The 26,063-nt window shown below is 58.9% G+C and carries 22 protein-coding genes, 2 tRNA genes and 3 other RNA genes; 20 read left to right on the top strand and 7 right to left on the bottom strand.

The window, feature by feature from the left end:
* Positions 1 to 114: 114 nt before the first annotated feature.
* From secG to B5F28_RS07915, 6 genes are all read left to right on the top strand, one after another.
* Positions 115 to 366: a preprotein translocase subunit SecG gene (gene secG / locus B5F28_RS07940; protein WP_087295034.1), complete on the top strand. Its 252-nt coding sequence runs from the start codon at positions 115 to 117 to the stop codon at positions 364 to 366.
* A gap of 91 nt (positions 367 to 457) precedes the next feature.
* Positions 458 to 2,554 (top strand): ribonuclease R, encoded by a 2,097-nt coding sequence (gene rnr / locus B5F28_RS07935; RefSeq protein ID WP_087295032.1) that lies wholly within the window; start codon positions 458 to 460, stop codon positions 2,552 to 2,554.
* A gap of 138 nt (positions 2,555 to 2,692) precedes the next feature.
* Positions 2,693 to 3,862, top strand: coding sequence for an MFS transporter (locus tag B5F28_RS07930; protein WP_087295030.1), 1,170 nt, complete (start codon positions 2,693 to 2,695; stop codon positions 3,860 to 3,862).
* A 9-nt stretch (positions 3,863 to 3,871) separates the two neighbouring features.
* A complete protein-coding gene (locus tag B5F28_RS07925) occupies positions 3,872 to 4,549 on the top strand; it encodes a cyclic nucleotide-binding domain-containing protein (RefSeq protein WP_087295028.1) in 678 nt (225 codons plus the stop codon).
* Between the two features lie 133 nt (positions 4,550 to 4,682).
* Positions 4,683 to 4,967, top strand: a complete 285-nt coding sequence (locus tag B5F28_RS07920; protein WP_087295026.1) for a hypothetical protein — start codon at positions 4,683 to 4,685, stop codon at positions 4,965 to 4,967.
* Positions 4,964 to 5,218, top strand: coding sequence for a pro-sigmaK processing inhibitor BofA family protein (locus tag B5F28_RS07915; RefSeq protein ID WP_087295024.1), 255 nt, complete (start codon positions 4,964 to 4,966; stop codon positions 5,216 to 5,218). Before B5F28_RS07920 ends, B5F28_RS07915 begins: the two co-directional genes overlap by 4 nt.
* Before the next feature lie 50 nt (positions 5,219 to 5,268).
* Here the strand turns inward: B5F28_RS07915 and rnpB are convergent.
* An RNA gene (gene rnpB, locus B5F28_RS07910) (RNase P RNA component class A) lies at positions 5,269 to 5,606 on the bottom strand.
* Between the two features lie 301 nt (positions 5,607 to 5,907).
* Here rnpB and gdhA point away from each other — a divergent pair.
* The 8 genes from gdhA to B5F28_RS07870 all read left to right on the top strand — a co-directional run bounded on the left by gdhA (position 5,908) and on the right by B5F28_RS07870 (position 16,482).
* Positions 5,908 to 7,257, top strand: a complete 1,350-nt coding sequence (gene gdhA / locus B5F28_RS07905) for an NADP-specific glutamate dehydrogenase (protein ID WP_087295022.1) — start codon at positions 5,908 to 5,910, stop codon at positions 7,255 to 7,257.
* Positions 7,258 to 7,375: 118 nt separating this feature from the next.
* Positions 7,376 to 8,236, top strand: a complete 861-nt coding sequence (locus B5F28_RS07900) for an RluA family pseudouridine synthase (protein WP_087295020.1) — start codon at positions 7,376 to 7,378, stop codon at positions 8,234 to 8,236.
* A gap of 166 nt (positions 8,237 to 8,402) precedes the next feature.
* Entirely contained in the window at positions 8,403 to 10,199 is a 1,797-nt protein-coding gene (locus B5F28_RS07895; protein WP_087295018.1) for a peptidoglycan DD-metalloendopeptidase family protein, read from the top strand.
* Positions 10,200 to 10,514: 315 nt separating this feature from the next.
* Positions 10,515 to 12,338 (top strand): peptidoglycan DD-metalloendopeptidase family protein, encoded by a 1,824-nt coding sequence (locus B5F28_RS07890; protein WP_087295016.1) that lies wholly within the window; start codon positions 10,515 to 10,517, stop codon positions 12,336 to 12,338.
* Between the two features lie 330 nt (positions 12,339 to 12,668).
* The gene (locus B5F28_RS07885; RefSeq protein WP_087295014.1) at positions 12,669 to 13,952 is read left to right on the top strand and encodes a UDP-N-acetylglucosamine 1-carboxyvinyltransferase; all 1,284 of its coding nucleotides are present in this window, start codon (positions 12,669 to 12,671) and stop codon (positions 13,950 to 13,952) included.
* Positions 13,953 to 14,028: 76 nt separating this feature from the next.
* The gene (locus tag B5F28_RS07880) at positions 14,029 to 14,817 is read left to right on the top strand and encodes an MBL fold metallo-hydrolase (RefSeq protein ID WP_087295012.1); all 789 of its coding nucleotides are present in this window, start codon (positions 14,029 to 14,031) and stop codon (positions 14,815 to 14,817) included.
* 5 nt (positions 14,818 to 14,822) lie between these two features.
* Positions 14,823 to 15,308 (top strand): 23S rRNA (pseudouridine(1915)-N(3))-methyltransferase RlmH, encoded by a 486-nt coding sequence (rlmH, locus tag B5F28_RS07875; RefSeq protein ID WP_087295010.1) that lies wholly within the window; start codon positions 14,823 to 14,825, stop codon positions 15,306 to 15,308.
* Positions 15,309 to 15,453: 145 nt separating this feature from the next.
* Positions 15,454 to 16,482 carry a WG repeat-containing protein gene (locus B5F28_RS07870; RefSeq protein WP_087295008.1) on the top strand — a complete coding sequence of 343 codons (1,029 nt, stop codon included), beginning with the start codon at positions 15,454 to 15,456 and terminating at the stop codon, positions 16,480 to 16,482.
* Between the two features lie 127 nt (positions 16,483 to 16,609).
* Here B5F28_RS07870 and B5F28_RS07865 read toward each other — a convergent pair.
* The 3 genes from B5F28_RS07865 to B5F28_RS07855 form a co-directional block, all read right to left on the bottom strand.
* A tRNA-Ala gene (locus tag B5F28_RS07865) sits at positions 16,610 to 16,685 on the bottom strand.
* 235 nt (positions 16,686 to 16,920) lie between these two features.
* A tRNA-Ala gene (locus tag B5F28_RS07860) sits at positions 16,921 to 16,996 on the bottom strand.
* A gap of 399 nt (positions 16,997 to 17,395) precedes the next feature.
* Positions 17,396 to 18,664, bottom strand: coding sequence for an amidohydrolase family protein (locus B5F28_RS07855; RefSeq protein WP_087295006.1), 1,269 nt, complete (start codon positions 18,662 to 18,664; stop codon positions 17,396 to 17,398).
* A gap of 190 nt (positions 18,665 to 18,854) precedes the next feature.
* On the opposite strand from B5F28_RS07855, the gene ffs reads away from it, so the two are divergent.
* The 6 genes from ffs to ssrA all read left to right on the top strand — a co-directional run bounded on the left by ffs (position 18,855) and on the right by ssrA (position 22,794).
* Positions 18,855 to 18,953: signal recognition particle sRNA small type (gene ffs / locus B5F28_RS07850), an RNA gene on the top strand.
* Positions 18,954 to 19,037: 84 nt separating this feature from the next.
* Positions 19,038 to 20,873, top strand: coding sequence for a DNA polymerase III subunit gamma/tau (gene dnaX, locus B5F28_RS07845; RefSeq protein WP_087295004.1), 1,836 nt, complete (start codon positions 19,038 to 19,040; stop codon positions 20,871 to 20,873).
* An 18-nt stretch (positions 20,874 to 20,891) separates the two neighbouring features.
* The gene (locus B5F28_RS07840) at positions 20,892 to 21,230 is read left to right on the top strand and encodes a YbaB/EbfC family nucleoid-associated protein (RefSeq protein WP_087295002.1); all 339 of its coding nucleotides are present in this window, start codon (positions 20,892 to 20,894) and stop codon (positions 21,228 to 21,230) included.
* A 12-nt stretch (positions 21,231 to 21,242) separates the two neighbouring features.
* Complete coding sequence (gene recR / locus B5F28_RS07835) at positions 21,243 to 21,842, top strand: recombination mediator RecR (RefSeq protein ID WP_087295000.1); 600 nt, start codon at positions 21,243 to 21,245, stop codon at positions 21,840 to 21,842.
* A gap of 78 nt (positions 21,843 to 21,920) precedes the next feature.
* Positions 21,921 to 22,388 (top strand): SsrA-binding protein SmpB, encoded by a 468-nt coding sequence (gene smpB, locus B5F28_RS07830; RefSeq protein ID WP_058965841.1) that lies wholly within the window; start codon positions 21,921 to 21,923, stop codon positions 22,386 to 22,388.
* Between the two features lie 56 nt (positions 22,389 to 22,444).
* Positions 22,445 to 22,794: a transfer-messenger RNA gene (ssrA, locus tag B5F28_RS07825) on the top strand.
* A gap of 115 nt (positions 22,795 to 22,909) precedes the next feature.
* Here ssrA and B5F28_RS07820 read toward each other — a convergent pair.
* Genes B5F28_RS07820 through B5F28_RS07810 form a run of 3 tightly spaced genes read right to left on the bottom strand, consistent with a single transcriptional unit; the run spans position 22,910 to position 26,022 of the window.
* Positions 22,910 to 23,875, bottom strand: coding sequence for a restriction endonuclease subunit S (locus B5F28_RS07820; protein ID WP_087294998.1), 966 nt, complete (start codon positions 23,873 to 23,875; stop codon positions 22,910 to 22,912).
* Positions 23,856 to 25,733 carry an HsdM family class I SAM-dependent methyltransferase gene (locus tag B5F28_RS07815; protein WP_087294996.1) on the bottom strand — a complete coding sequence of 626 codons (1,878 nt, stop codon included), beginning with the start codon at positions 25,731 to 25,733 and terminating at the stop codon, positions 23,856 to 23,858. Before B5F28_RS07815 ends, B5F28_RS07820 begins: the two co-directional genes overlap by 20 nt.
* Positions 25,726 to 26,022 (bottom strand): helix-turn-helix domain-containing protein, encoded by a 297-nt coding sequence (locus B5F28_RS07810; protein WP_087294994.1) that lies wholly within the window; start codon positions 26,020 to 26,022, stop codon positions 25,726 to 25,728. The genes B5F28_RS07815 and B5F28_RS07810 overlap by 8 nt, the downstream gene beginning before the upstream one ends.
* Between the last annotated feature and the right edge of the window lie 41 nt (positions 26,023 to 26,063).

Here is a 26,063-nt window from a genome sequence, read left to right as displayed (position 1 = left end):
AAATCCGGGCATTTGCCGCGAATTGTGCGGTGTTGCCCTTGCATTTTGCGGGGCTGTGTGGTATCATCATACTTGCATATTAGCGCGTATAAAAAGCGGAGGAGCGTTTACACTATGAGTATTATCGAGATCATCAGCGGTGTCGTGCTGATCCTGGCCGCCATCGTGATCGTATTTCTGACCCTGTCCCAGGAGTCCAAGGGCCGCGGCCTGTCCGGTGCCATCGCCGGCGAGGGCGGCATGATGGAAGCCGGCCGTACCCGTGCCAAGGACGTGAGGCTCGCCAAGTACACCAAGATCGTGGGCATCGTTTTCTTTGTTGTCATGATCGCGGTCAGCGTGCTGAGCGTTATGAGCATGAACTAACAAGCAAGAGGGCCCGCATTGCGCGGGCCCTTTTTGTCTTTCCATGGCTCGGTACGAGGGGTGCAGGGCCGCCAAGAGGGAGGGAAATGTCATGTCCATTCGATCCAAGATCCTCCGGGAGCTGGAGAAAAAGCCCAGGCGTCTCAAAGAATTGAAGAACAAGCTGGGCAACGACAAAAAGGTGCAGCAGACTGTGGACGAGCTGCACAAGAAGGGAAAGATCCGCCAGAAGAGCGGCGCCTATTTTCTGGCAAAGGACGCCAAGGCCGAAAGCACGCTGGAGTGCGTGCTGGTCAAGCTGGGGCCCAGCTTCGGCTTTGCCGCGCCGGAAAACGACCAGAAGGGCGATATCTTCATCCCCGGCCGGGCGCTGTGCGGTGCGCTGCCCGGCGACCGGGTGCTGGTGAAGCTGTTCGACAAGCCCAGGGTTCCCGGCTCCCGGGAGGGCGAGATCCTGGCAGTGGTGCAGCCCCGCAAAAACTTTGTGGGCACCATTTTGAAGGAGAAGGAGCGGCTGTATCTGCTGCCGGATGAATGCCCATTCGTGCGCCTGCAGGTGAAAAAGAGCGCCGCGGGCGGCGCGTCGGACGGCGACAAGGCGGCGGTGGAGCTGCTGAGCCGGGGCGAGGACTATGAGGACCACCGGGTGGGCGTGGCGCTGCGCTTCGGCAGTGCCCAGGCCGCCAAGAACTGCGCCAAGGCGCTGCTGTACGCCGCCGGTGTGGATCGGCACTTCCCCGAAAAGGTGAAGGCTGAGGCCCGCAGGCTGGAGGGCATCCAGTCCTCGGACCTGAAAAAGCGCACCGACCTGCGCAGCTGGCCCATCTTCACCATCGACGCCGCCTCCACCAAGGACATTGACGATGCTATCTCGCTGATGGCGGTGGAAAACGGCTGGGAGCTGGGGGTGCACATCGCGGATGTGAGCCATTATGTGAAGCCGGGCAGCGAGCTGAACAAGGAGGCCATGCGCCGGGGAACCTCCATCTATTACGCGGACAGCGTGATTCCCATGCTGCCCCGTCAGCTCTCCAACGGGCTGTGCAGCCTGAACCCGGGCGAGGACCGGCTGGCCTTCTCCTGCATCATGCAGCTGACCGAGGATGGCCAGCTGCGGGACTTCCGGTTTGAAAAGACCGTGATCCGCAGCCGGGTCAAGGGCGTTTACAGCGAGCTGAACCAGCTGCTGGCCGGAGAGGAGACCCCCGAGCTGGGGGAAAAATACGAGGAGGTATGGCCCCAGTTGCCCCTGATGAAGAAGCTCTACGAGCAGCGGGCCAAGATGCACCGGGAGCGGGGCGGCATCGAGCTGGAGACCGAGGAGGCCAAGCTGGTGCTGGATGAAGAGGGCCGCTGCGTGGACATCCAGCGGCGCAGCCGCGGGGTGACCGAGTGCATGATTGAGGAGTTCATGCTGCTGGCCAACCAGTGCGCGGCCCAGCTGGCCCGCCGCAACCAGCTGCCCTTTGTTTACCGGGTGCACGAGGCCCCGAACCCGGAGCGGGTGGAGCGGCTGACCGGTATGCTGCGGGTGTGCGGCCTGCCGGATCACTTTGCCGGCGAAGCGCCCACCCAGAAGGAGCTGGCCGCTCTGCTGGATTCCACCCGGGGCACCGACCTGCAGCCGGTGGTGCACACCGGCGTGCTGCGGGCCATGGCCAAGGCCTGCTATGAGCCGGAGCCCAAGGGGCATTACGGCCTGGCGCTGGAGGATTACACCCACTTCACCAGCCCCATCCGCCGCTATCCGGACCTGGCCATCCACCGCATCCTCAGCGACTGGCTGGGCGGCACCAGCCTGGAGGAGCTGAACCGGCGCTACACCTGGTTTGCCCGGGAGGCCAGCGCCCAGTCCAGCACCTGCGAGGTGGCGGCCATGCAGCTGGAGCGGTCCGCCGAGGCCTGCTACAAGGCGGAATACATGCATGCCCATCTGGGCGAGGTGTTCGAGGGCGTGGTCTGCGGCGTGGCGCCCCAGGGCATCTATGTGGAGCTGGAAAACACTGTGGAGGGTCTGGTGCACGCCGAGAGCATCTGCAAGGGCGAGCCCCAGCTGATCGAATCCATGCGTTTGAAGGACCCGGTGAGCGGCCGTGCGTGGAGCCTGGGCGACCGGGTCCGCGTCCGGGTGGACCGGGCGGACGTGGCCCTGGGCCGGGTGGATTTTGCCCTGGAAGAAACCGAGTAACCCCAAACACGGGCGGACCAGACAGGCCCGCCCGTTTTCTGTGACGGATGTCCTTGCAGAGCAGGGTGGAGGTCGTGGTAAAATAAAGCATACGCGGCGGTCGACTGCCGTCCCACCCCTAAAAAAGGAGAAGCATTGATGAAGCGTACCCCCTTGAAGGTGGCCATCGGGGCCATCTGTTTTGTGAATCTGTTGTATATGATCCCGTCGGTGGCGGTGTCCGGCATGGTGGCCGCCTTCCCGGACCAGCCCCAGAATACGGTGCTGCTGCTGCTCGCCCTGCCCAACCTGACCGGCATCGCGGGTATTGTGGCCGAGCCCTGGCTGGAGAAGCGGTTCAGCCGCCGCCAGCTTTCCATCACGGCGCTGGCCGTGTTCTTCGGCTCGGGCCTTGCAAGCTTTGTGCTGCGGGAAAATCTGCCCGCCCTGATCGCCGCCAGTGTGGTCATGGGCGCGGCCTATGGCATGCAGGCCACCCTCTATCCGCTGCTGGTGAACGACGGCTTTGAAGGCGAGGAGCGCAGCCGGGTGATGGGCATGGTCACCGGTATGCTGCAGCTGGGCCGGGTGGCGGCCACTCTGGTGGGCGGTGTGCTGGCCCGCAGCGGCTGGTACAACGTGTACCTGTGTTTTCTGGCGGTGCTGGTGCCGCTGGTGCTGGCGGTGCTGTTCCTGCCCCGGCAGAGCCACCATGAGGAAGGCCCCAGGGAGGGCGGTGACTGGTTCAGTCTGTCCGGCGCGGTTCGGCTGGCGGTGGAGGGCTTTGCCTTCGCGGCGCTCTTTTACATGGTGAACACTCATCTTTCCCTGTACGTGGAGGGCTACGGCCTGGGCGATACCGCCCTCACCGGTGTGATCAGTGCAGTGGGCTGCGTGCTGGCGGGGCTGATGTCCACCGGCTTTGCCTGGTTCGAGCGCCGTACCGGCCGCTTCACCATGACCTGGGCCTTCGCCATTCTGGGCGCGCTGTATCTGGCGGGCAGCCTGTGGATCAGCCTGCCCGGCGCGGCGCTGTGCGTGGCGGGCGCGTTTCTGGGCATGGGTCTGTTCAGCCCCAACCTGATGCTGGGCTTCTCCCGCTGTGCGGGACCCCGCCGCCTGGCCGCTGTCACCGCGGCGGTGCTCACGGTGGTGAACGTGGGCTATTTTGCCTCGCCCTACATCACCGGCTTTCTGGCGGGCTTTGTGGGGGAGAGCCCGGCGGATGTGTTCCGGGTCGCGGGTGTGCTGGGCCTTGCCTGTGCGCTGGGCTCGGCGCTGGCCAGCCGCAAGCCTCAGGCCCCGCTGCAGGGCACACAGGAAAAGTGAGGGAAAAGAATGGAAAACAACCGGCTGGAACAATACTGGAAGCAGCTGGAGGATTTTGGGCTGGAGCGGAAGGATTACCCGGATGCCCGCCTGCGCCAATACCGGCGGGGGGATTTCCTCTGCCGTCAGGGCTGCCCCATGGAGGAGCTGCTCTTCGTGGTGGAGGGCAGGGTGAAGGTGTGTACCGTCACCCCGGCGGACAAGACCCTGCTGTTCTGCTACAACGGACCCGGTACCCTGGTGGGCGAGGTGGAGCTGATGACCGGCGAGGCCGTCACCACCAGCATTCAGGCGGACAGCACCGTGCGCTGCGTGGCGCTGCCCATGCAAAAATACGCCGCCAGCCTGCGGGGGAACATCCGGTTTATGAACCGGGTGGCCCACATGCTGGCCCAGATCGTGGCCCGCAACGCGGTGAACGATACCCTTAACATCCTGGCTCCGCTGGAGACCCGGCTGCGAGCCTACATCGCACGAAGCCAGCGAGAGGGTGTGTTCAGCGGCCGCCTCACTGAGACCGCCGAATATCTTGGGGTGAGCTACCGGCACCTTCTGCGCACCATGAACGAGCTGTGCGCCCGGGGCATTCTGGAAAAGATCCGGGGCGGCTACCGCATCCTGCAGCCGCTGGAGCTGGACCGGCAGCAGGAGGAAGGGGAATGGAGCGTTCCCCGCACCAAAGAGTAAAAAATAACCGTTTGCTTTGTGTGTTGCAAAGCGAGCGGTTATTTTTTGCATGCAGAGGGAATCGAACCGGGTCTACCGGGCCATACTGGAAGCATATCCATAAACAGGAAGGATTCGAAGGGAGTGGATCGCAATGATGGAAGCCGCCGCCAAACGGCCGCCCGCACTGCAGCGGATGGCCCGCGCGTTGAGCGAGGGCCGGCAGGAGCGGCTGGACCGGGAGGCCTGCCAGGTGCTGCCTTTGGAGGAGCAGCTGCGCCGCTGCCTCTGGCAGATGCGCCAGAACCAGATGTGCTTTGATCTGGAGACCGAGCCGGAGCTGATCGACGCGCTGATCTATGAGTATCAGGCCATTCAAAGCCGCTACCGCTACTACCAGCGCAAGGCCCGGGCCCAGGGGCTGCGGGCCATTCTGTGACGGCGCTGGCCCTGGGAGCAGCCGTGCTGCTGGTGGCGGTGGGGCTGGCCGCGGGGCACAGCCGCCGCCCGCTGCGCACGGCGCTGAGTGCGGCGCTCACCGGAATGGGGGCGCTGGGGGCGGTGAATCTGCTGGCGCCGGTCACCGGCGTGAGCCTGGCGCTGAACTGGGCCACCAGCTTCATGGCGGTGGTGCTGGGCGCGCCGGGGGTCGTCACCCTGCTGCTGCTGGATCTGCTTTTGGGGCTCTGAACATCAAAAAGGGCGTGTTTCCCAAACGGGAAACACGCCCTTTTTGATAGAAAACGACCGGACCGTAAGCCGGGTTCTGTATTAAACGGCAATCTGTCTAGACCCTGCGTTGCCGCAGGGTTCATGCCACCTCCGGGGCGCGCGGGGAGCGCTGTATGCCCCATACGGGTGTTGCTTCTGGTAGGGTTTACATAGCCGCAAAGTCGCCAGTGCGCTGGTGAGCTCTTACCTCGCCTTTCCATCCTTACCGCAAAACGCGGCGGTTTCTTTCTGTTGCACTATCCCTGGGGTCGCCCCCGGCTGCCGTTAGCAGTTACCATTCCCCTGTGAAGCCCGGACTTTCCTCAGAGCGAACGCAATGCCGCCCCGCTGCCGTATGTTCCACTCGTTTTCCGTTCCATATTGTATCACACAACGCCGCCCGGCGCAAGCCCGGGCCGAAAACCCGGGCGTTTTAGGAAAAGTATGACTGATTCGACAAAGTGTTTTGTAGATTTGCACAAAAAATATTGGCCGAGGCGCCCGAAAAAACTGCTTTGCCGGGAAAAGTTTTTTCTTGCAAACACTTTAATACGGTTTTATAATAAAATGCATAGCAGTGAAGCAGGGCTTTGGGCCCTGTGCGCCATAGGCGATAGATTCCGATCCGCTGCCTATCAATGATGATCGTTTGAAAGGGGAAGTACGTTATGTTCAAAAACGATTACCTGGCCCGTGTATATGCACAGGTGGAAGCCCGCAACCCCAACGAGTCTGAGTTCCTGCAGGCCGTTCGCGAGGTTCTGGAAAGCCTGCAGACCCTGGTGGAAAAGCACCCGGAATATGAGAAGAACGGCGTTCTGGAGCGCCTGGTGGAGCCCGAGCGTTTCATCCAGTTCCGCGTTTCCTGGGTGGATGACGCCGGTAAGGTCCAGGTGAACCGCGGCTTCCGCGTTCAGTTCAACAGCGCCATCGGCCCTTACAAGGGCGGCCTGCGCCTGCATCCCAGCGTGAACGCCTCTGTCATCAAGTTCCTGGGCTTCGAGCAGATCTTCAAGAACAGCCTGACCGGCCTGCCCATGGGCGGCGGCAAGGGCGGCTCCGACTTCGACCCCAAGGGCAAGAGCGATGCCGAGATCATGCGTTTCTGCCAGAGTTTCATGACCGAGCTGAGCAAGCACATCGGTCAGTTCACCGACGTTCCCGCCGGCGACATCGGCGTGGGCGCCCGTGAGATCGGCTACATGTACGGCCAGTACAAGCGCCTGCGCAACGAGTTCACCGGCGTGCTCACCGGCAAGGGTCTGAACTGGGGCGGCAGCCTGGCCCGCACCGAGGCCACCGGCTACGGCCTGTGCTACTTCACTCAGGAAGCCCTGCAGTGCATGCGTTCCGACAGCTTTGAGGGCAAGACCGTTGTGGTGAGCGGCAGCGGCAACGTGGCCATCTACGCCTGCCAGAAGGCCACCGAGCTGGGCGCCAAGGTAGTCGCCATGAGCGATTCCACCGGCTATGTGTACGATCCCAACGGCATCGATCTGGACCTGATGAAGGACATCAAGGAGGTTCGCCGTGCCCGCATCGTGGAGTACGCCAACGCCAAGGAGAGCGCCACCTTCACCGAGGGCTGCAAGGGCATCTGGACCATCCCCTGTGACATCGCTCTGCCCTGCGCCACCCAGAATGAGCTGGACGGCGAAAGCGCCAAGGCTCTGGTTGCCAACGGCTGCACCGTGGTGTGCGAAGGCGCCAACATGCCCAGCACTCCCGAGGCCATCGAGATCTTCCTGGCCAACAACGTGCTGTATGGTCCCGCCAAGGCGGCCAACGCCGGCGGCGTTGCCACCAGCGGCCTGGAGATGAGCCAGAACAGCCTGCGCCTGTCCTGGACCTTCGAGGAAGTGGACGAGCGCCTGAAGGGCATCATGAAGGGCATTTTCCACGCTGCCTACGATGCTTCCGTTGCCTGCGACGCTCCCGGCAACCTGATGGTGGGCGCCAACGTGGCCGGCTTCATCAAGGTGGCCGACAGCATGATCGCTCAGGGCATCGCCTACTAATCATCGCATTTTCTTTGGGGCACCCCGCTCGGGTGCCCCTTTTTGTTTGCCCGCCGGCGGGGGAAAATGCTATAATGCCAGTACAACAGCAAAACCAACGAAAGAGGGAAACGACCCCATGGAACTGAGCTTTATTGTTCCGCCCCGCTTTGAGGGCGGCTGTCTGCGGGATTTTCTGCGGGCCAGCGGCGTGTCGGCCACGCTGATCAAGGCGGTGAAAAATGAGACCGGCGGCTTCTGGGTGGAGGACGGCCCCGCCCGAACCTGTGACACGGTGCACGCCGGGCAGATGGTCACCTTTGTCCTTCCGCCGGAAAAGCCCACCACCGTGGAACCGCAGGACATTCCGCTGACCATCGCCTACGAGAGCCAGCACGTGATGGTGCTGGAAAAGCCGGCGGGCATGGCGGTGCATCCCACCCTGAATTATGCGGACGGCACCCTGGCCAACGCCTATATGGGCCTGCTGCGTCAGCGGGGCCAGCAGGGCGTGTTCCGGCCGGTGAACCGCATTGATAAGGACACCTCCGGTCTGGTGCTCTGCGCCAAAAACGCCTATGCCGCGCCGCTGCTGGCCAAAGGGGTGAGCAAGGTGTACCGGGCGGTGCTGGAGGGCTGTCCGACCCAGAAAGAGGGGCAGATCGACGCGCCCATCGCCCGGGCGCCGGGGAGCATCATCCTGCGGCAGGTGGCCCCGGAGGGCAAGCCGAGCCACACCCGCTATCAGGTGGAGCAGGAGAAAAACGGCCTGTGCCTGGTGGCGGCGGTGCCCATTACCGGCCGCACCCACCAGCTGCGGGTGCACTTTGCCCACATCGGCTGCCCGCTGGCCGGGGATGAGCTGTACGGCGGCAGCCGGGAGCATATCGGCCGCCAGGCGCTGCACTGCGCCCGGATGGAATTCACCGAGCCGGGCACCCCAAAAACCGTGGTGGTGGAAAGCCCGCTTCCGCCGGATATGCAGAGCCTGCTGGAATAAAATCACAAGGGCGGCGCGTCCCCTCGAAGGGGCTGCGCCGCCCTTTGCTTGTGCCAAAAGTTTGAAAACCCTGTGAAAATGGCCGCCTGCCGGTTGCGTTTTCTTCTACAAGTTGTCTATAATAATGCTGTACACTTTGTAGAAGAAAGGCGGCGGGCGCTTTTTTATGGCACAATGCGTGGAAAACAAGACCCCCAACGGGCAGAAAAACGGCAGGGAGCGGTGGCTCCGGCTGCGGGCGGAGGCGGTCCGTCTGGCAAAGCGGCTGCGCTTTGGCCGGGGTGCGGCGGTGCTGGGGCAGTTTCTCTACGATGTGGGCTTCTGGGGCGAATACACCGCCCGGCGGCTGGCACGGGGAGGCTGGAAGGCCTGCTGCCTTCTGGGGCGGCGCTGCGCTCGGGTCTGGGGCCGGGCGGCAGGCCTGGTCAAAGGCGCGCTGAACACCGGCGCGCAGGACCTGACGGCACCCTTTGCCCGCATGGCAAATGGCGCGAGGAACATCCGCGCTCATGTGCAGGAGGAAAAGCAGGCAGGCACGGCACACGCGGCCAAAGAGGGCCTGCGCTACTTTGCTCTGGGCGTACACAAATATTTCCCGCTGCTGGGCCGCGCGGCGGCATACGTGCTGCCTCTGGCGGCACTGGCAGTGTTCGGCTATACGGTACATACGGTGCTGGAATACAACTATGTTCTGGCGGTGGAAGTGAACGGCAGCGTGGTGGGCTATGTGCAGACTGAGCAGGTGTTCGACTCCGCCAAGGAAGAGGTAGCACGGCGCATCAACTACGCGGGCGCGGGGGAGGAGAGCTGGACCGTGGAGCCCTCCTATCAGATCGCGGTGGGGGAGCAGGTGCTGGACGAAAACCAGATGGCGGATGCCATTCTGCAAAGCTCCAGCAATGAAATTCAGAACGCCACCGGCCTGTATGTGAACGGGGAGCTGGTAGCGGTGACCACCGAGGGCGACCGGCTGCGCCAGGAGCTGAGCAGCATGACCGCTCCCTACGAGGACCCGGACAACCCGAATCTGACCGTGTCCTTCAACAAGGAGGTGCGCTGCGAGGACAGCATCTACTTCACCAGTACCATCGTGCCGGTGGAAGAGGTCATCCAGCGGCTGCACGGCGAGGAGCAGGGCGCTGTGTATTACACCATCCAGACAGGGGACACTCCCTGGATTGTGGCAGGCAGCTTCGGCATCCGTGTGGACGAGCTGCAGGCTCAGAACCCGGACTATGATTTTAACTCCAATTCCGGCTTCCCGGTGGGCGGTCAGCTGACCATCAGTCAGGCCATGCCCTACCTGCAGGTGAAGCGCACCCTCATCAGCACCTATCAGGAAGCCATTCCCTACGACACCGAAGAGCAGCAGGACTCCACCCTGCCCATGGGCACCGTGCAGGTGGTGCAGGAGGGGGCCGAGGGCGTGGCCGAGATCACCCAGCAGCAGGTGTTCTACGGCGATTCCTCCACCCCCAGCGAAACCACGGTCATCGATCGGGTGGTGGTGCAGGAGCCGGTGACCCGGATCGTGGCCATGGGCCAGTACGTCCCGGCGGAAAACATCGCCTATCTTTCCGATGGCAGCACCCTGATCTGGCCGGTGCCCGCCTACCGGGGCATCAGCCGGTGGATGATCGGCTCCAGCGGCCAGATTCACGGCGGTGTGGATATCCGGGCGGCAGCAGGCACCGACATTCTGGCCGCGGCCGGGGGATTGGTGAGGATTGCCGGGTATCACCCCAGCTACGGCAACTATGTGGTCATCAGCCATGGAAATGGGTATGAAACGCTGTATGCTCATGCCACCCGCCTGGCGGTGCGGGCCGGCCAGACCGTGACCCAGGGCCAGGTGATTGCCTATGTGGGCAACACCGGAAATTCCTTTGGATATCATTGCCATTTCGAGATTCGGCTGAACGGTGCGCGCCAGCAGCCACGGGACTTTTTCCCCAATAAATAATTTTAGGCAACCCCGCACAATTCACGCCTGACGGCTCAGGCGGCGTATCGCGCCAAAATTTTCCGTGCTATTTTCCAAAAATGCTCGCCAAGCCACCAAGGCTTGGCTGTGCTTTTTGGTTCATATCACAAAAAATTTCCGGCGCGCTCCACCACCTGGAATTGTGCGGTATTGCCTTTGCTTTTTGCTTGTATTTTTCCACCGGATTTGAAAGGAGTGTGAAAAAAACTGCCAAATCCTTGCCCTTTTGCCCCTTTTCGCGCTATAATGGGGGATGTATAAAAGCAAGGAAGGAGGGCGGTCAGGCTGGCGATTTTGGAAAAGACCCCGGAAACGGAAGAAAAGAACAACCAACAAGAGCAGCAGACCGGCTCCCCCTCTCCCGGCAAAGGCCCGGGCAGATGGGAAGCGATCAAACAGAAAATCCTGCAGAAGGCTGGCCCCTGGATCGAGCGGGCCAAACGGCACCCGGAAACAGCGGTGCTGGGGCAGTTTTTATATAACGTAGGCTTTTGGGGCGAATATACCGCCCGGCGGATGGTGCGTTTCGCATGGAACTGCATCCGGAAGGCGGGCGAGCGTATTGCCTGGATCTGGGGCCGGGTGGCAGGCCTGGTCAAGGGCGCGCTGAAAACCGGCGCGCAGGACCTGACGGCACCCTTTGCCCGTATGGCAAACGGCGCGAAGAACATCCGCGCCCGGGTGCAGGAGGAAAAGCAGGCAGGCACAGCCCACGCGGCCAAGGAGGGCCTGCGCTACTTTGTTTCCGGCGTACACAAATATTTCCCGCTGCTGGGGCGTGCGGTGGCCTATGTGCTGCCGGTGGCGGCACTGGCGGTGTTTGGTTATACGGTACATACCGTGCTGGAATACAACTATGTTCTGGCGGTGGAAGTGAACGGCAGCGTGGTGGGCTACGTGCAGACCGAGCAGGTGTTCGACTCCGCCAAGGAAGAGGTGGCCCAGCGTATCAACTACGCGGGCACCGACCGGGAAGGCTGGACCGTAGAGCCCTCCTACCAGATCGCCGTGGGCGAGGATGTGATGGACGAAAACCAGATGGCGGCCGCCATTCTGGAAAGCTCCAGCGACGAGATCCAGAACGCCACCGGTGTTTACGTGAACGATGAGCTGGTGGCGGTGACCACCGAGGGCGATGTGCTGCAGGCGGACCTGGACAGCATGACGGCCCCCTATGAGGACCCGGACAATCCGAACCTGACGGTGGAATTCACCAAGGATATCCGGCTGGAAAACAGCCTCTATTTTACCGATACCATCGTACCGGTGGAGCAGATCATCGAGAAGTTCCACGGGGAAGAGCAGGGAGCCGTCTACTACACCATTCAGTCGGGTGACACCCCCTGGACCGTGGCGGGCAGCTTTGGCATCAGCGTGGATCAGCTGCAGGCCCAGAATCCGCAGTTTGATTTTAATTCGAGCAGTGGCTTCCCGGTGGGCGGGCAGCTGACCATCAGCCAGGCCATGCCCTATCTGCAGGTGAAGCGCACCCTCATCAGCACCTATCAGGAGACCATCCCCTACAGCACCGAGGAGCAGGAGGACAACGAGCTGGCCTTCGGTTCCACCAAGATCATTCAGGATGGTGCGGAGGGCCTGGCTGAGGTGACCCAGCAGCAGGTGTTCTACGGCGATTCCTCCACCCCCAGCGAGACCACCATCATCGACCGGGTGGTGCTGCAGGAGCCGGTGACCAAGATCATCGCCAAGGGCAAGAAGCTGGCCAACGGCGACCTGGCCAGCACCGGCAGCGGCAGCCTTATGTGGCCGGTGCCCGGCTACAGCTACGTGAGCCGCTGGATGAGCAGCTACCATAAGGGCGCGGATATCTGTGCCCCCTACGGCACGCCCATCTACGCAGCGGACAGCGGCGTGGTGACCACCGCCGGCTATCATTACAGCTACGGCAACTATGTCATTATCAACCATGGCAACGGCTACCAGACTTTGTACGCCCATGCCAGCCGGTTGAACGTGCATGTGGGCCAGGCGGTAAGCCAGGGCGATGTGATCGCCTATGTGGGCTCCACCGGTAATTCCACCGGTAACCACTGCCACTTTGAGGTGTATGTGAACGGCGTGCGCCGCTCCGCCCGTGAGTGGTTCCCCTACAAATAAGTGGAAAACCGGTTGAAAACCCGCAAAAAGGCTTGCGCTAAGCCGAAAAAACTGCTATGATTAACCTCGGACTTTTCTGGGATTTCCCAGCAGAGTCCGGGGTTTTTCTGTGGAAATTCCCGCATCCGGTTAAAAAGATGCACTTCCATGAAAAACATTGTCTGAACCAAAACATAGCTCCCGGATGTGTGTGCGCAGCTGGCGCATAGAGGTTACAAAATGCGTAAATACTACTCTCAAACCTTTCATTCCGCGGAGATCCGGTGTATAATATAACAGTTGTGATGCAGTTGAAGCAGAACGCCTCAAAGCGCGCAAAGGAGAGTTATCGTGGAGAAATTTGTTATCAACGGGGGCAAACCCCTTCAGGGCGAAGTGACCATCAGCGGTGCAAAGAACGCGGTGGTAGCCATTTTGCCCGCCACTATCCTGGCAGCCGATAAATGCGTGATCGAGAATGTGCCCGCCATCAGCGATGTGGCCGTCTCGCTGGAGATCCTCACCGCCCTGGGCGCTAAGGTGCGGATGCTCAATAAAAATACCTACGAAATTGACACCACCCACATCAACAGCACCGAGGTGCCGGACGATCTGTCCCGTCAGATGCGGGCAAGCTACTATTTCCTGGGCGCTTTGCTGGGCCGGTTCGGCTCCGGCCAGGTCGCCATGCCCGGCGGCTGCAACCTGGGTCCCCGCCCCATTGACCAGCACCTGAAGGCCTTCAGCGCTCTGGGCGCAGGCGATTCGGTGGAGTACGGCATGATTAAGGTGAGCGGCAGCCCCCTGAAGGGCGCGCATGTGTTCTTTGACAATGTGTCGGTGGGTGCCACCATGAACGCCATGCTCAGCGCCGTGCTGGCCGAGGGTCAGACCGTGCTGGAGAACGTGGCCAAGGAGCCCCACATCGTGGACCTGGCCAACTTTTTGAACATGATGGGTGCCGATGTGCGCGGCGCGGGCACCGACGTGATCCGTATCCGCGGCAAGAAGAGCATGCACGGCTGCACCTATTCCATCATCCCGGACCAGATCGAGGCCGGCAGCTACATGGTGGCCGCCGCCATCACCGGGGGCAACGTGCTCATCAAGAACGTGATCCCCAAGCATCTGGAGCCCATCACCGCCAAGATGGAGCTGGCCGGCGTGACCGTGGAGGAGTATGACGACTCCATCCGTGTATGCCGCACCGGCGACCTGATGCCGCTGAAGATCAAGACCATGCCCCATCCGGGCTTCCCCACCGATATGCAGCCTCTGATGACCGTGCTGCTCACCACCGCCAAGGGCACCTCCATCGTGACCGAGGGCATCTGGGAGAACCGCTTCCGCTATGTGGATGAGCTGGTGCGCATGGGCGCGAACATCCAGGTGGACGGCCAGGTGGCTGTGATCGAGGGCGTGCCCGAGCTGCAGCCTGCGCCGCTGCGCGCTTCCGACCTGCGGGCAGGTGCTGCGCTGGTTATGGCCGCACTGAGCGCCAAGGGCACCAGCGAGGTATCGGAGATCGCGCACATCGAGCGCGGCTACGAGGACCTGGTGGAAAAGCTGCAGGGGCTGGGCGCGGATATCCGCCGGGTGGAAAAGCCCGCCACCGGTTTGCCGCAGGCACTGTAATCCACCTCTGACCGAAGAAGAAAAAGGCCGCGGAGCTGCGTTTTCCGCGGCCTTTTGTATACATATAGGAGAATTCATGGCATTTTTTACTTCTCTTTATTCCGGTTCCTCCGGAAACTGCTCGGTGGTGCGCTGCGAGGGCAAGTATCTGCTTATTGATATGGGCAAAAGCTGCCGCACCACCCTGAACGCCCTGAAGGAGATGGGCCTGGCCGTGGCGGATATGCAGGGCATTCTGGTCACCCACGAGCATTCCGACCACATCCAGGGCCTGCGGGTGTTTTTGAAGCATTATAATGTGCCGGTCTACGGCTGCAGCGCCACGCTGGACAACCTGCTGGACATGGAGCTGGTGCCCCCGGCGGCCGAGCTGATCGCCATTGAGGGCCGGCCGGAGGAGATCGGCGGCTTTGTGGTGGAGGCATTCCCCACCAGCCACGATGTACCCTGCTGCGGCTATCGCATCCGCACGCCGGACGGCGGAGTCATGGCCATCGCCACCGACCTGGGCGTGCTCACGCCCCAGGTGCACCAGGCGCTGGCCGGGGTGAAGCTGGCGGCGCTGGAGTCCAACTACGACCGCAACTGCCTGATGATGGGTTCCTATCCCTATCATCTGAAGCGGCGCATCCAGTCCGACCGGGGCCACCTGGACAACGCGGAGTGTGCCGCCAAGGTGCTGGAGCTTTTACAGGACGGCTGCGAGAAAATTGCCCTGTGCCATTTGAGCCGGGAGAACAATACCCCCGAGCTGGCGCTGGCCACGGTGCGGGAGGCGATTCTGTGCGCGGGGCTCAAGCCCGGCGAGAATGTGGTCATCCAGGCCCAGAACCGCAACGAGCCCAGTGATTGGATGGAGTTTTAACGAGTATGCAAAAGATCGATTTGATTTGTATCGGCAAGCTGAATGCCAGCTATTTTGCCGCGGGCGTGGCCGAGTACCAGAAGCGGCTGGGGGCCTTCTGTGAGTTTCGCATCATCGAGCTGCCGGAGGAGACCATCAGCGAGAAGAACGCCAGCCAGGCGGTGATCGACAAAGCACTGGAAAAGGAGGGCCGGGCGATCCTGGCCAATGTGCGCAAGGGTGCGGCTCTGGTGGCACTGTGTGTGGAAGGCAAGCTGATTTCCAGCGAGGAGCTGGCGGCGGCCATCGCGGACCGGGCCATGAGCGGCGCGGGGGATATGGCCTTTGTAATCGGCTCCTCCCACGGTCTGGCCCCCATGGTGAAGCAGGCGGCGACCATGAAAATCAGCCTGGGACGGGTTACTCTGCCCCATCAGCTGGCCCGCCTGGTGCTCACCGAGCAGCTCTACCGGGCGTTTGCCATCAACAACCACATCAAGTATCATAAGTAATGCAGAAGGCCTGCCGGTTCCGGTGGGCCTCTTTGCGTTTTGAAAGCTTCCGTTTTTGAAAAATTCACAGTTTCGTGGTACAATAACAGAAATCCGGCCCGCGCTGCAGCGGCACGCAGGGCCATCACAGAGAGGAGAATCCCCCTTGAATAAAAAATGGATCGCCGCCGCGCTGGCGGTGTGCCTGGCGGTGAGCTTTACCGCCTGCAAGAAGTCAAACGACGGCTACGATGTGACCGAGATCGGCCCGGAAAAGACCAGCGCGCCCTCCACCGTGCAGCCTCAGGCCAGCGCCGCGCCCACCGCCACCCCCAAGCCTCAGGCGGGCTTTGTGGTGGGACCGGTGAAGGATATCGACATCGTGGGTTCGCTGGCGGACTATTCCGCGCCCTCCCAGACCCAGCTGAGCCTGGAGGAGCGGGAACAGCTGGCCTTCTTCACCCAGAACGGAAAAACCGGCGTGATCGACCTGAAGGGCAATATCGTGATCCCGGCGGAAAAGGATGTACACTGGTGCCCGGTGTGCGGCATCACCAATGAGGGCGAGACCGAGATCTACAACGCCAAGGGCGAGGTGATCGGCTCCGGCGGGCATGGCCAGTTTGAAACCCCCATCTATTACGACACCAAGACCAAGGCCCTGTACCTGGAAAACATGGAGACGCTGGTCTCCTGGAACCAGGAAATGCTGAACACGCTGGAGCCGGTGATTGCCACTGTGGTGACCATCACCCCCACCACCCAGGAGGATGCAAGCTGGAAGGGCAGCTTTTTGAACGATGAGTCTGCCCCGGTGATCGTGGGCGAGACTGAGGGCTATATGCTCTTCAAGCCGGACGGCACCGCCCTGAACAAGCAGGTTTATGAGGAGATCCAGCGGGCCAGCACCGGAACCTTCGCGGTGAAGCAGAACGGCCTGTGGGGCTATGTGAACCAGGAGACCGGCGAGCAGATGGTGGAATGCAAGTATCTGGAGGCCCTGCCCTTCAACGGTGACCGGGCCGCGGTGAAGGCCGAGAGCGGCTGGGGCTATATCAGCCTGACCGGCCGCCAGAAGACCAGTATGGACTTTCTGGGCGCGGCCAGTGCGGCGGATGAGTCCACCGCCTGGGTGCGTACCGCCCAGGGCTGGGGCGTGGTGAATCTGAGCGACTACCCTCCGCAGGCCAGCTGAGCAAAACAATCAAGGAATAAAGGCAAAAGCCCACCGGCGCACATTCGCGCCGGTGGGCTTTTCTGCTGCGGAAGAGGGCAGCCTGAAACAAAAGAAAAAGACCTGAAACCGAAGTTTCAGGTCTTTCTGGTGGAGATAAGCGGGATCGAACCGCTGACCTCTTGAATGCCATTCAAGCGCTCTCCCAGCTGAGCTATACCCCCAGATGTTTGCTGCCGTTTTGCGAATGCTTAATTATTATAGCAGGAAATATAGGGCGTGTCAACAGAAAAAGAAAAGTTTTTTCGGAAAAAATAAAAAAAGCAAACGGCACTTGGAAAAAGGCGAAAACAGAAGCTTTTCATTGCGGAATATCGACTGCAACGGATTTGTTTTTCACCGTGGAGACGATTCGCAGTGGAAAAGAAAAAGACCTGAAACCGAAGTTTCAGGTCTTTCTGGTGGAGATAAGCGGGATCGAACCGCTGACCTCTTGAATGCCATTCAAGCGCTCTCCCAGCTGAGCTATACCCCCAGATGTTTGCCGCCGTTTTTCGACTGCTTGATTATTATATCAGGACTTATCCCAATCGTCAATACCCAATTTGAAAAAATTTTACTTTTTTCGGCGCAGGGCCCGAAAGCATTCGATCGTGCTGTTTTGAGCAAGCTGTGCAGGGGGAATGGGCCAAGGATGAAAAAGTCCAGTGCAAGGATTTGATGGACGGATGAGGCAGGAAGCGCTATGATAATACCACAAGGTTAGTTGATGCTAACTTAATGGAGTCGTCCACCGGCTTTTGGGGATGCCGCGCTGCGGCGGGCCGGGAAAACGATCCACCCAATCACATGACCCTCCATAACGAAAACGCCAGAGGGCGGCGCCGGTTTGCTTCCGGCGCCGCCCTCGGCGTTTATAGCATATACAGAACAATCAGAACAGCCGCTGGCCCTGCACGTACTTGGCGCAGGGAGCGCCGTCGCCCAGGTAGACCATCCGCTCCAGCCGCTCGGGCAGGCTGCACAGCCGGGTGGTGGGCAGGTTGGAATCGTCCATCACGATGGCGTCGAACTCATAGCCGGGCTCAAAGCTGCCCACCTTGCCGAAGAAGGCGCCGCCGCCCTTGGTGGCCAGATACAGCACCTCGGGCATGGTCAGGGCGGGGGTGTTCTGGTCCACCAGCCGCCAACGCAGCTTGGAGCACTGGATGGCGTCGGTCATGGCACGGAAGATGGACAGATGCGCGCCGCCGGCCACATCGCTGCCAAGGCCCACCTTCTGGCCCTCCATCAAAAAGCTCTTGATGGGAGCGATGCCGGAGGAAACGTTCATGTTGGACTGGGGGCAGTGGGCGATGAACACGCCGTTCTCCTTCATGCGGGCCCGCTCTTCCGCGCCGCTCCAGACGCAGTGGGCCATCACGGTGGGGCACTCGCCGCCGAACAGGCCGAACTGCTCATAGGCCTCGCCGTAGAACCGGGTGCCGGGGCACAGCTCGCTCACCCACTTGATCTCGGAAAGATTTTCCGACAGGTGGGACTGCATAGGCACGCCGAATTCCTTCTGCAGCTTGCCCAGACCGGCCATCAGCTCATCGGTGCAGCTGGGGGTGAAGCGGGGAGTGAGCATGGGCTTGCTTTTGGTGAAGGCGGCGCTGTCCAGCAGCCACTGGCGGGTCTCGGCCAGGGATTCCTCGCTCGTCTCCCGCAGAATGTCCGGGCTGTTGCGGTCCATGTTTACCTTGCCCACGTAGCAGCACAGGCCGGCCTTCTCCAGCAGCTCCATCAGCTTGAGGGTGGCGGGCCGGTGAATGGTGGCGAAGATGCAGGCGCGGGTGGTAGCGCTGTGCAGCAGCTGCTGGGTGAAGATGCTGTAGGCCTTCTCGGCATATTCCGGGTCAGCGAACTTGCTTTCTTCCGGGAAGGCGTTGGCCTCCAGCCACTGCAGCAGCTCCATGTCCATGCCCAGGCCCCGGTAGGCGTACTGGCTGGCGTGTACGTGCAGATCCACCAGGCCGGGCAGGATCAGCTTGCCGCTGTAGTCCTCCACAGGCAGGTCCTTGTACTGCTCGGGCAGCTGGGCGAATACGCCCGCCACCTTCTGGTCCACGCATACCAGATAGCTTTCCGGATAGATTGCCAGCTGGCCGGGAGCGGGGGTGAAGAAGATATTGCCCTTCAGGGCAAAAGAGGTCTTGTTCATGAAGTACTCCTTATAATTACATTATATATGCAAAAAAACATCTTGAAAAACGGCCGCCGAATATTATAACGGAATTCACGCAAAAGGGCAAGGGGAAAATGCAACAGAAAATCTCTTGCATTTATGGTGGTTTTATTATATAATAGCACTGTTCGGACAGAGCCAAAACGGTGCGCTGTTCGGCATACGGATGCGGGCCCTGTGCGATGGGGCCCCATGAACCATGTCAGGCGGGGAACCGAGCAGCATTAAGTGGTCTGCCCTGTGCGCCGCAGGCAGCCTGCATCCGTATGCCAAGCAGCGCAAAGGCAGGCGCATTGGCGCTTGCGGGCCTGTCCGTTTTTTGTACCGGCAGAAAGGAGGGCACGGCAGGATGTATCGGGCGCTTTACCGCAAATGGCGGCCCCGCACCTTCGAGGACGTGGTGGGCCAGCAGGGCATTGTGTCGGCCCTGAAAAACCAGATCGCCACCGGCCGGGTGGGCCATGCCTACCTGTTCACCGGCACCCGGGGCACCGGCAAGACCACCTGCGCCAAGATCTTCGCCAAGGCGGTGAACTGCCAGGACAAGGCCAGCCCGGACCCCTGCGGCGTCTGCCAGATCTGCACCGGCATCGACGACGGCTCCATCCTGGACGTGGTGGAGATCGACGCCGCCTCCAACAACGGCGTGGACAACATCCGCGACCTGCGGGATGAGACCGCCTATACCCCCAGCGCCTGTGCCTATAAGGTATATATCATCGACGAGGTGCACATGCTCTCCATTGCGGCGTTCAATGCGCTGCTGAAAATCATGGAGGAGCCGCCCAGTCATGTGATCTTCATTCTGGCCACCACCGAGATTCACAAGGTGCCGGCCACCATTTTGTCCCGCTGCCAGCGGTACGACTTCGGCCGTATCAAGCCGGAGGACATCGCCGCCCGGGTGAGCTACGTGGCCGCTCAGGAGCAGCTGGAGCTGACCGAGGGTGCGGCGGCACTGATCGCCCGCCTGGCGGACGGCGCGCTCCGTGACGCGCTGTCCATCCTGGACACCTGCGCCGGTGTCTCCACCCAGATCGACGAGGAGCTGGTGCGGCGGATGGCCGGTGTGACCGACCGCAGCTACCTGTTCCGCATCAGCGACGCGCTGCACAGCAAAAACGCCACCGAGGCTCTGGCCGAGGTGGCCCAGCTGCGTCAGCAGTCGGTGGACATGAAGCGCCTGTGCGAGGAGCTGATCGCCCATTACCGCAACCTGATGCTGGCGGCACTTCCCGGCGGCAAGGCCCTGCTCAGCGGGGTGGCCCCGGAGGAGGAAGCCCAGTATCTGCAAACCGCTGAAACCATCCGCCAGGGCGAGAGCGTGCGGGCCGTGCGCCTGCTGGGCTCCGCGCTGGAAAAGATGGGCCGGGGCACCGACCAGCGCATTGAGCTGGAGCTGGCCCTCTTTGCCCTGACCGAAACGCCGCAGGCTGCCCAGCAGCCGGTGCAGGCCGCCCCGGTGCAGACAGCATCGGCCCAGCAGCAGGCCCCGGCCTTTGGCCAGCAGAGCGCGGCCCCCTTTGCGGCAGCGCCCTTTGCCGCCGCTGATCCCGCACCCTTCGCGGTGCGCCAGCCGGAAGCCGCGGCCCCGGCAGCAGCTGCCCCCAAGGCGGCTGCGCAAAATGCCGCGCCCCAGAGTCAGGACCTTCCCCCCTGGGAGCTGGATGCCCCTCCTGTGAGCGCGCAGGAGATCCGGAAGATGGCAAAACCGGCGGACGCGCCCATCGAGACGGCCCAACAGCCGGAACCCCTGCCCTGGGAGGCAGAGCCCATCCAGCAAAAGGAGGTCCCGCCCCCGGTGGAGCAGGTCCAGCCAAAACGGCAGAGCCTTGCGGCCCCCGCCAAGGGTGAGCCGCCTCAGCCCTTCGAGCCCTGGCCCCAGGTGGTCGCCATTCTGGAGACCCGGGACCGGCAGCTCTATTCCCACCTGAAAAAGTCCCGCGCCGTGTACGACGGCCGCCGGGTGCTGATCGAAGGCGGGCCGACCTTCCGTGACTTCATTCGTAAGAACCGAGAATCTCAGGAGATCCTCAAGCAGATCATCCAGGAGGTGACCGGTGTGCGCTGCGGCATTGGCCCCTATGTGGCCAAGACCGGGACGGACGGTGCGGTTCATACGGTGGAAGATACACTCAGAGAACTCGCGGCCCAAGGGGTCGACGTGGTCTACAACGACAAATAAGCTAAGGAGAGAACAACCATGAAAGCAAGACTGCCCAAGGGCTATGGCAAGCCCGACGTGAACGCCCTGATGCGCCAGGCCCAGAAGATGCAGGAAGAGATGAAGGCCAAGCAGGAGGAGCTGGAGAACACCGAGTACCAGGCTTCCGCTGGCGGCGGCATGGTTCAGATCACCATGACCGGTAAGCACGAGATCACCTCCCTCAAGATCAATCCCGAGATCGTGGACAAGGACGACATCGAGATGCTGGAGGATATGGTGGCCGCTGCCGTGAACGAGGCTGTTCGCGTGGTGGACGCTGACTCCGACAAGGCCATGCAGGAGCTGACCGGCAACGCCAACTTCCCCGGCCTGTAAGGAGCGATCAGCATGGGATACAACGCCGCGCCGCTGGAGCGGCTGGTGGAACAGTTTTCCAAATTCCCCGGCATCGGGCGCAAAGGCGCCACCCGCATGGCCTATCAGGTACTGAGCATGCCCGCCGCCGAGGCGGCGGAGCTGGCCAAGGCCATTGAGGAGGCGCACACCAAGCTGCACCGGTGCAAAATCTGCCAGGATTACACCGAGAACGAGCTGTGCAAGGTCTGTTCCTCGCCCAAGCGGGATCATTCGGTGATCTGCGTGGTGGAAAGCCCCCGGGATGTGACCGCTTTCGAGCGCACCCGGGAGTATAATGGATTGTACCACGTGCTGCACGGCCTGATCTCGCCCATGGACGGCATCGGCGCCGATCAGCTTTGCGTGAAGGAGCTGCTGGCCCGCCTGCACGACGGCGAGGTTCAGGAGGTCATCATGGCAACCAACCCCACCGTGGAGGGCGAAGCCACCGCCATGTATCTGGCGAAGCTCATCAAGCCCCTGGGCATCAAGACCACCCGCCTGGCCTACGGACTGCCGGTGGGCTCCAGCCTGGAATATGCCGATGAGACCACCCTGTATAAGGCGCTTAGCGGCCGGGGCGAGCTGTGACCGGCTTGACAAAGCCGACCGCAGCGGGTTATACTTTGTAAACAGAAGCCGAGGGCGCACACCGGAGGAGGTGACGAAATGCCCGAGCAGGTGAAAACCAAACAGATCGCCGCCAACCGGCAGGCACGGCACGAGTATTTCGTCATGGAAAGCCTGGAAACAGGCATCGAGCTGGTGGGCACCGAGGTGAAAAGTCTTCGCATGGGCCAGGTGAACATGAAGGACTCCTGGGTGGATGTGGAGAACGGGCAGCTGATCGTGTACGGAATGCATATCAGCCCCTACGAAAAAGGCAATATCTTCAATCGGGACCCGTTGCGGCCCCGGCGGCTGCTGGCTCATAAAAATGAGATCCGCAAGCTGGCGCAGGAGATCAAATTGCAGGGCTATACTCTGATTCCGCTTTCGCTTTATTTCAAGCATGGCAGGGTAAAGCTGGAGCTTGGCCTGTGCAAGGGCAAAAAGCTGTACGACAAGCGGGCTACCGCGGCCCAGCGCGCCGCCCAGCGGGACATTGACCGGGCCATGAAAACACAGCGGCGGTAAGGCCGCATTCAAAAAGCGCAACATTCGCTTTCCGGGCGGAATTTCCGCCCTTTTATGGGGATGTAAAGGTTTCGACGGGGAGAGGAAAGCGCGAGCAGCGGGTAGTGGATGGGGGCCACACTTTAAACGCCTCCGAAAAAATAGCTAACAACAATAAATTAGCTGTCGCTGCCTAATTATAGGCGGCTGTCCTGCCTGTCTTAGTACCGAACAGGGCCAGGGCATCGATTAGGTACTGAACGTGAGCAGCCTTAAGCTTTGCGGGCGGCCATGAACTCATGAAGCTACCAATGTGTCGGCCTGTTTGCCGGCCTGGCACAAAGGAAATGTTGTAGACAAACTGCACCCGGAGATACTCTCGTGGACTTCTTTTCGGACGCGGGTTCGATTCCCGCCATCTCCACCACAAGGGTACTACACGAACACCTATTATTTTCGCGGCGGCTTCGCCGTGACGGTGTGGTTGTAGTGCCGACAACAGAAAGAGCGGTCAAGGTTTTTAGCCTTGGCCGCTCTTTCTGTTAAACATAGTTGTTGCTGTATGGAAGTGATTGCATATATGTTTCTATCGCAGAATAATTAACATCTCCGTTTTCGGTGATGGGGAGTGATAGTTCTAAGTCTTTGAGTGTTTTATCCGCTTGCCTTCCATAATTGAAACGGTATCTATTGGCTTTAATGAGTGTACACATATACAATTTTGAAAGCGTCGACATAAGATTCTTGGGCGTGAGAACAGCAATTTGATGTGCAACATAGCATTCTGCTTCTTGGAGTGCCGGTTCTAACACGGATCCCTTTAGTGGAACTGTAATACATCCAGCAGGATATATTTTCACTCCGCCTATTTTCTCTACTGTACCGACGACACCATTATCCGTAGCTTTCGAACTGACGAAATTTATACCACCTTTTTGGGGCGTTGTATTCGAGTACACTAAAGATTTAGGGTATTCAATATTAAATAACTGACAAATCCTAAACTGCCCATGAGGAACTGAATTAATATCGAATTCGCACTGTGAGTAACTTTTTTTGATGTGTGAATAATCTGGTATGGTAGCGGATGAAACCCATTCTGGGATTTCTTCACGCGTTGGTACTTCGAGATATTTTAGGGTTCTATTTGCTTCTCGACCGAAGGCACTATACCGAAAACGATTAGCAGAAATGCACATACAATAGAACAACTTTTCTTGAATAGACATTTCAACTAAAGGCCTTAAAACGGCGACATTTTGTGCAGTATAAAACTCGGTGGGCTGAACGAAGGATGACAAAACATATGTGCCACCTAGTGATACAGTAATCAACCCACTTTCAAATGGTGAAACATTACCGATTTTCTCTACGTATCCAACAACACCATTGTTTCTGGATGATCTTGAAACGAAAGCAACTCCGTTTTGGGTTGTTGCCATTTTGCCAAAATCGAGCTTGTTACCTGATGTGACTTGGAACAAATCTTTAATCTGCATCGTCTTCATTGTTTTCTGTCACCTCATCTCCACCGATGGCACCGACTACTTTAAACACGGCATATCGTTTCATAATATCAACAAAATCATCTTTTGAAAGCTTTTGATAATCTGTTTGCATATATGCTTCTGCACACCATTCATCTGCTGGTTGTACACTTTTTTTGACACTGAATCCTATAACCTCATCGCAATTGATATATGAATCCAAAAATGTAGATTTCAAATAGTTCCATTTGGAGTAAAAATCAATTCTTCCCTTATTTTTCCGTTTGACAAAGCCATCGTCTTTTAAATATCCAAACCAAGTTTTTTTATCACCATTTGGACGAGAAGCATCAAAAACCATTATACATGTCACCACACCAACGGGATAAAACAAATCATTTGGCATAGAGATAACGGCCCGTAATGTAAACTTGTCGAGTAAGCGCTTTCGTACCGCAACAGTAGCAGCATCATCTTTTAACCCACAACTCATTTGGACGATTGCTGCCACACGGCCGTTTTGGGAAGCGACTGCTTCCAACGCTTTTTCGATGAACTCCAACTGAACGTCAGTTCCTTGGTCATACGGAGGATTGAGGAATGCCACAGTTGGTTTAAGTTTTTTGATACGCTTAATCGTTTCGGAATCAAAACAATCTCCCCGATCTATGTTGGATTTGCCATCACCCCGCAACATCATATTAGAGCAGGCGAAAGTAAACATGTCCGGCCTTACTTCTACGCCAAGTAATTGATTTTTCCGGATGTTTTCTTTTCTCTCGTCATCATTGCCAGCCAACTGTAACATCCGCTTCATTGCAGCAATGAGGAAACCTCCAGTGCCACAACATGGGTCGTATACAATATCATCGACTTTAAGTTCTACGAGATCACAGAATAAGTCTGTGACATGGGAGGGGGTTAAAACAAGTCCTTGTTTTTGTTTACTGGCCGCATATCTCACAAACTCGGTGTAAAAACGTCCCAGCACATCGTAACCGCTTTCCTCCAACTTGGTCAACGGGAATACTTGTTTTTCAAGATACTGAATGGTTTCTTTGAAAAATGCGACAGTGAGAATAGGCTTCTTTTTCTTCTTGATTTGAATGTCCTTGACAAGAGGTTCATCCAGTATTTTGCTGTAGACGCCCATCATATCTTCAAGTTTTCGAACTTTTGCTTTTGATAGGACTCGACGAATAGCAGGGATTAATACGTCCTCGGCCAAATCTTTGGAGGACGCAGCCTCCTTATAGGATGCACAGAAAATATTGTCTTGCAAAGCAAGAAGTATACCGCTCACAAGTGTATTTCTCATGCTTTCCGAAATTGAACAGCTATGAAAATCGTCATTCAGTTTAACAGCCTTTTCAACAATATTGACGTCTTTTAAATTGTAGTTTAACTGCTCGTTTCGGAATGTCTTGACATAGTCATAGATACCCAACAACTTTTTGTCGGGCAACTCAGTTGCGGCCTCATCTCCCTTCTTGTGAAGAAAATTGCTGACGACAATGGTTTCAGAACTTTCGCCACTGACCGCAATGGCAACGACATTGAACTCGACAGATAGGAACTTGGCATAATGCAAAACACCATCGACCGCAAAGTCTTTTGCCCGATCATGGTTCGCACTTTCGTGCTTGTCAGTCTTTGCCTTGCACTCAATTACAATCAAGTAATCGGAACTTTGTGTTGGAAAGGTTATAATAAACTCTGGTTTGCCTGGCCTGTCCTTGCCGCTTTTTGATGCAGTAGCCAAGCACTCTGCGATACGCATATTTGTCGATTTCTGTTCCTCAAACTTTACGGAGGAAAACAGAGGATCGGATTTAAAATGATCTCTGACAATATTTTCCGTCAATCTTTCGTTAGCCATTTTTATTTCCTCCAATAAGTTTCTCTATTTTTCCCATCTGGGCAATTACTGCGTCTCCGGTTTTGGTAACGCGGTAACTGCCCTTTTTCTTTTGCTCTACGCACCCTACCGACTGCAAGGCCTGCAACCACTTGTTTACCGTCGCCGGGCTACTGCCATATTCGGCAGCGATCTCTTCTTGCGAAAAGTTGATAGTCGTGCCGCGAGAGGTTTTCTGTTCCTGACTTTTCAACCAGTTCAGAAAGTGGTACTCTTTTGAGCCGAACAACTGTATGGACTTGTCCGTCACAGCGACATCACCTCATTCCTATAATTTTTTATAGGATTTTA

Source organism: Gemmiger sp. An194 (assembly GCF_002160145.1).
In the GTDB taxonomy this organism is placed as follows: domain Bacteria; phylum Bacillota; class Clostridia; order Oscillospirales; family Ruminococcaceae; genus Allofournierella.
The sequence above is the reverse complement of the archived record's forward strand: the minus strand, read 5'-3'. Positions and strand labels throughout refer to the sequence as shown.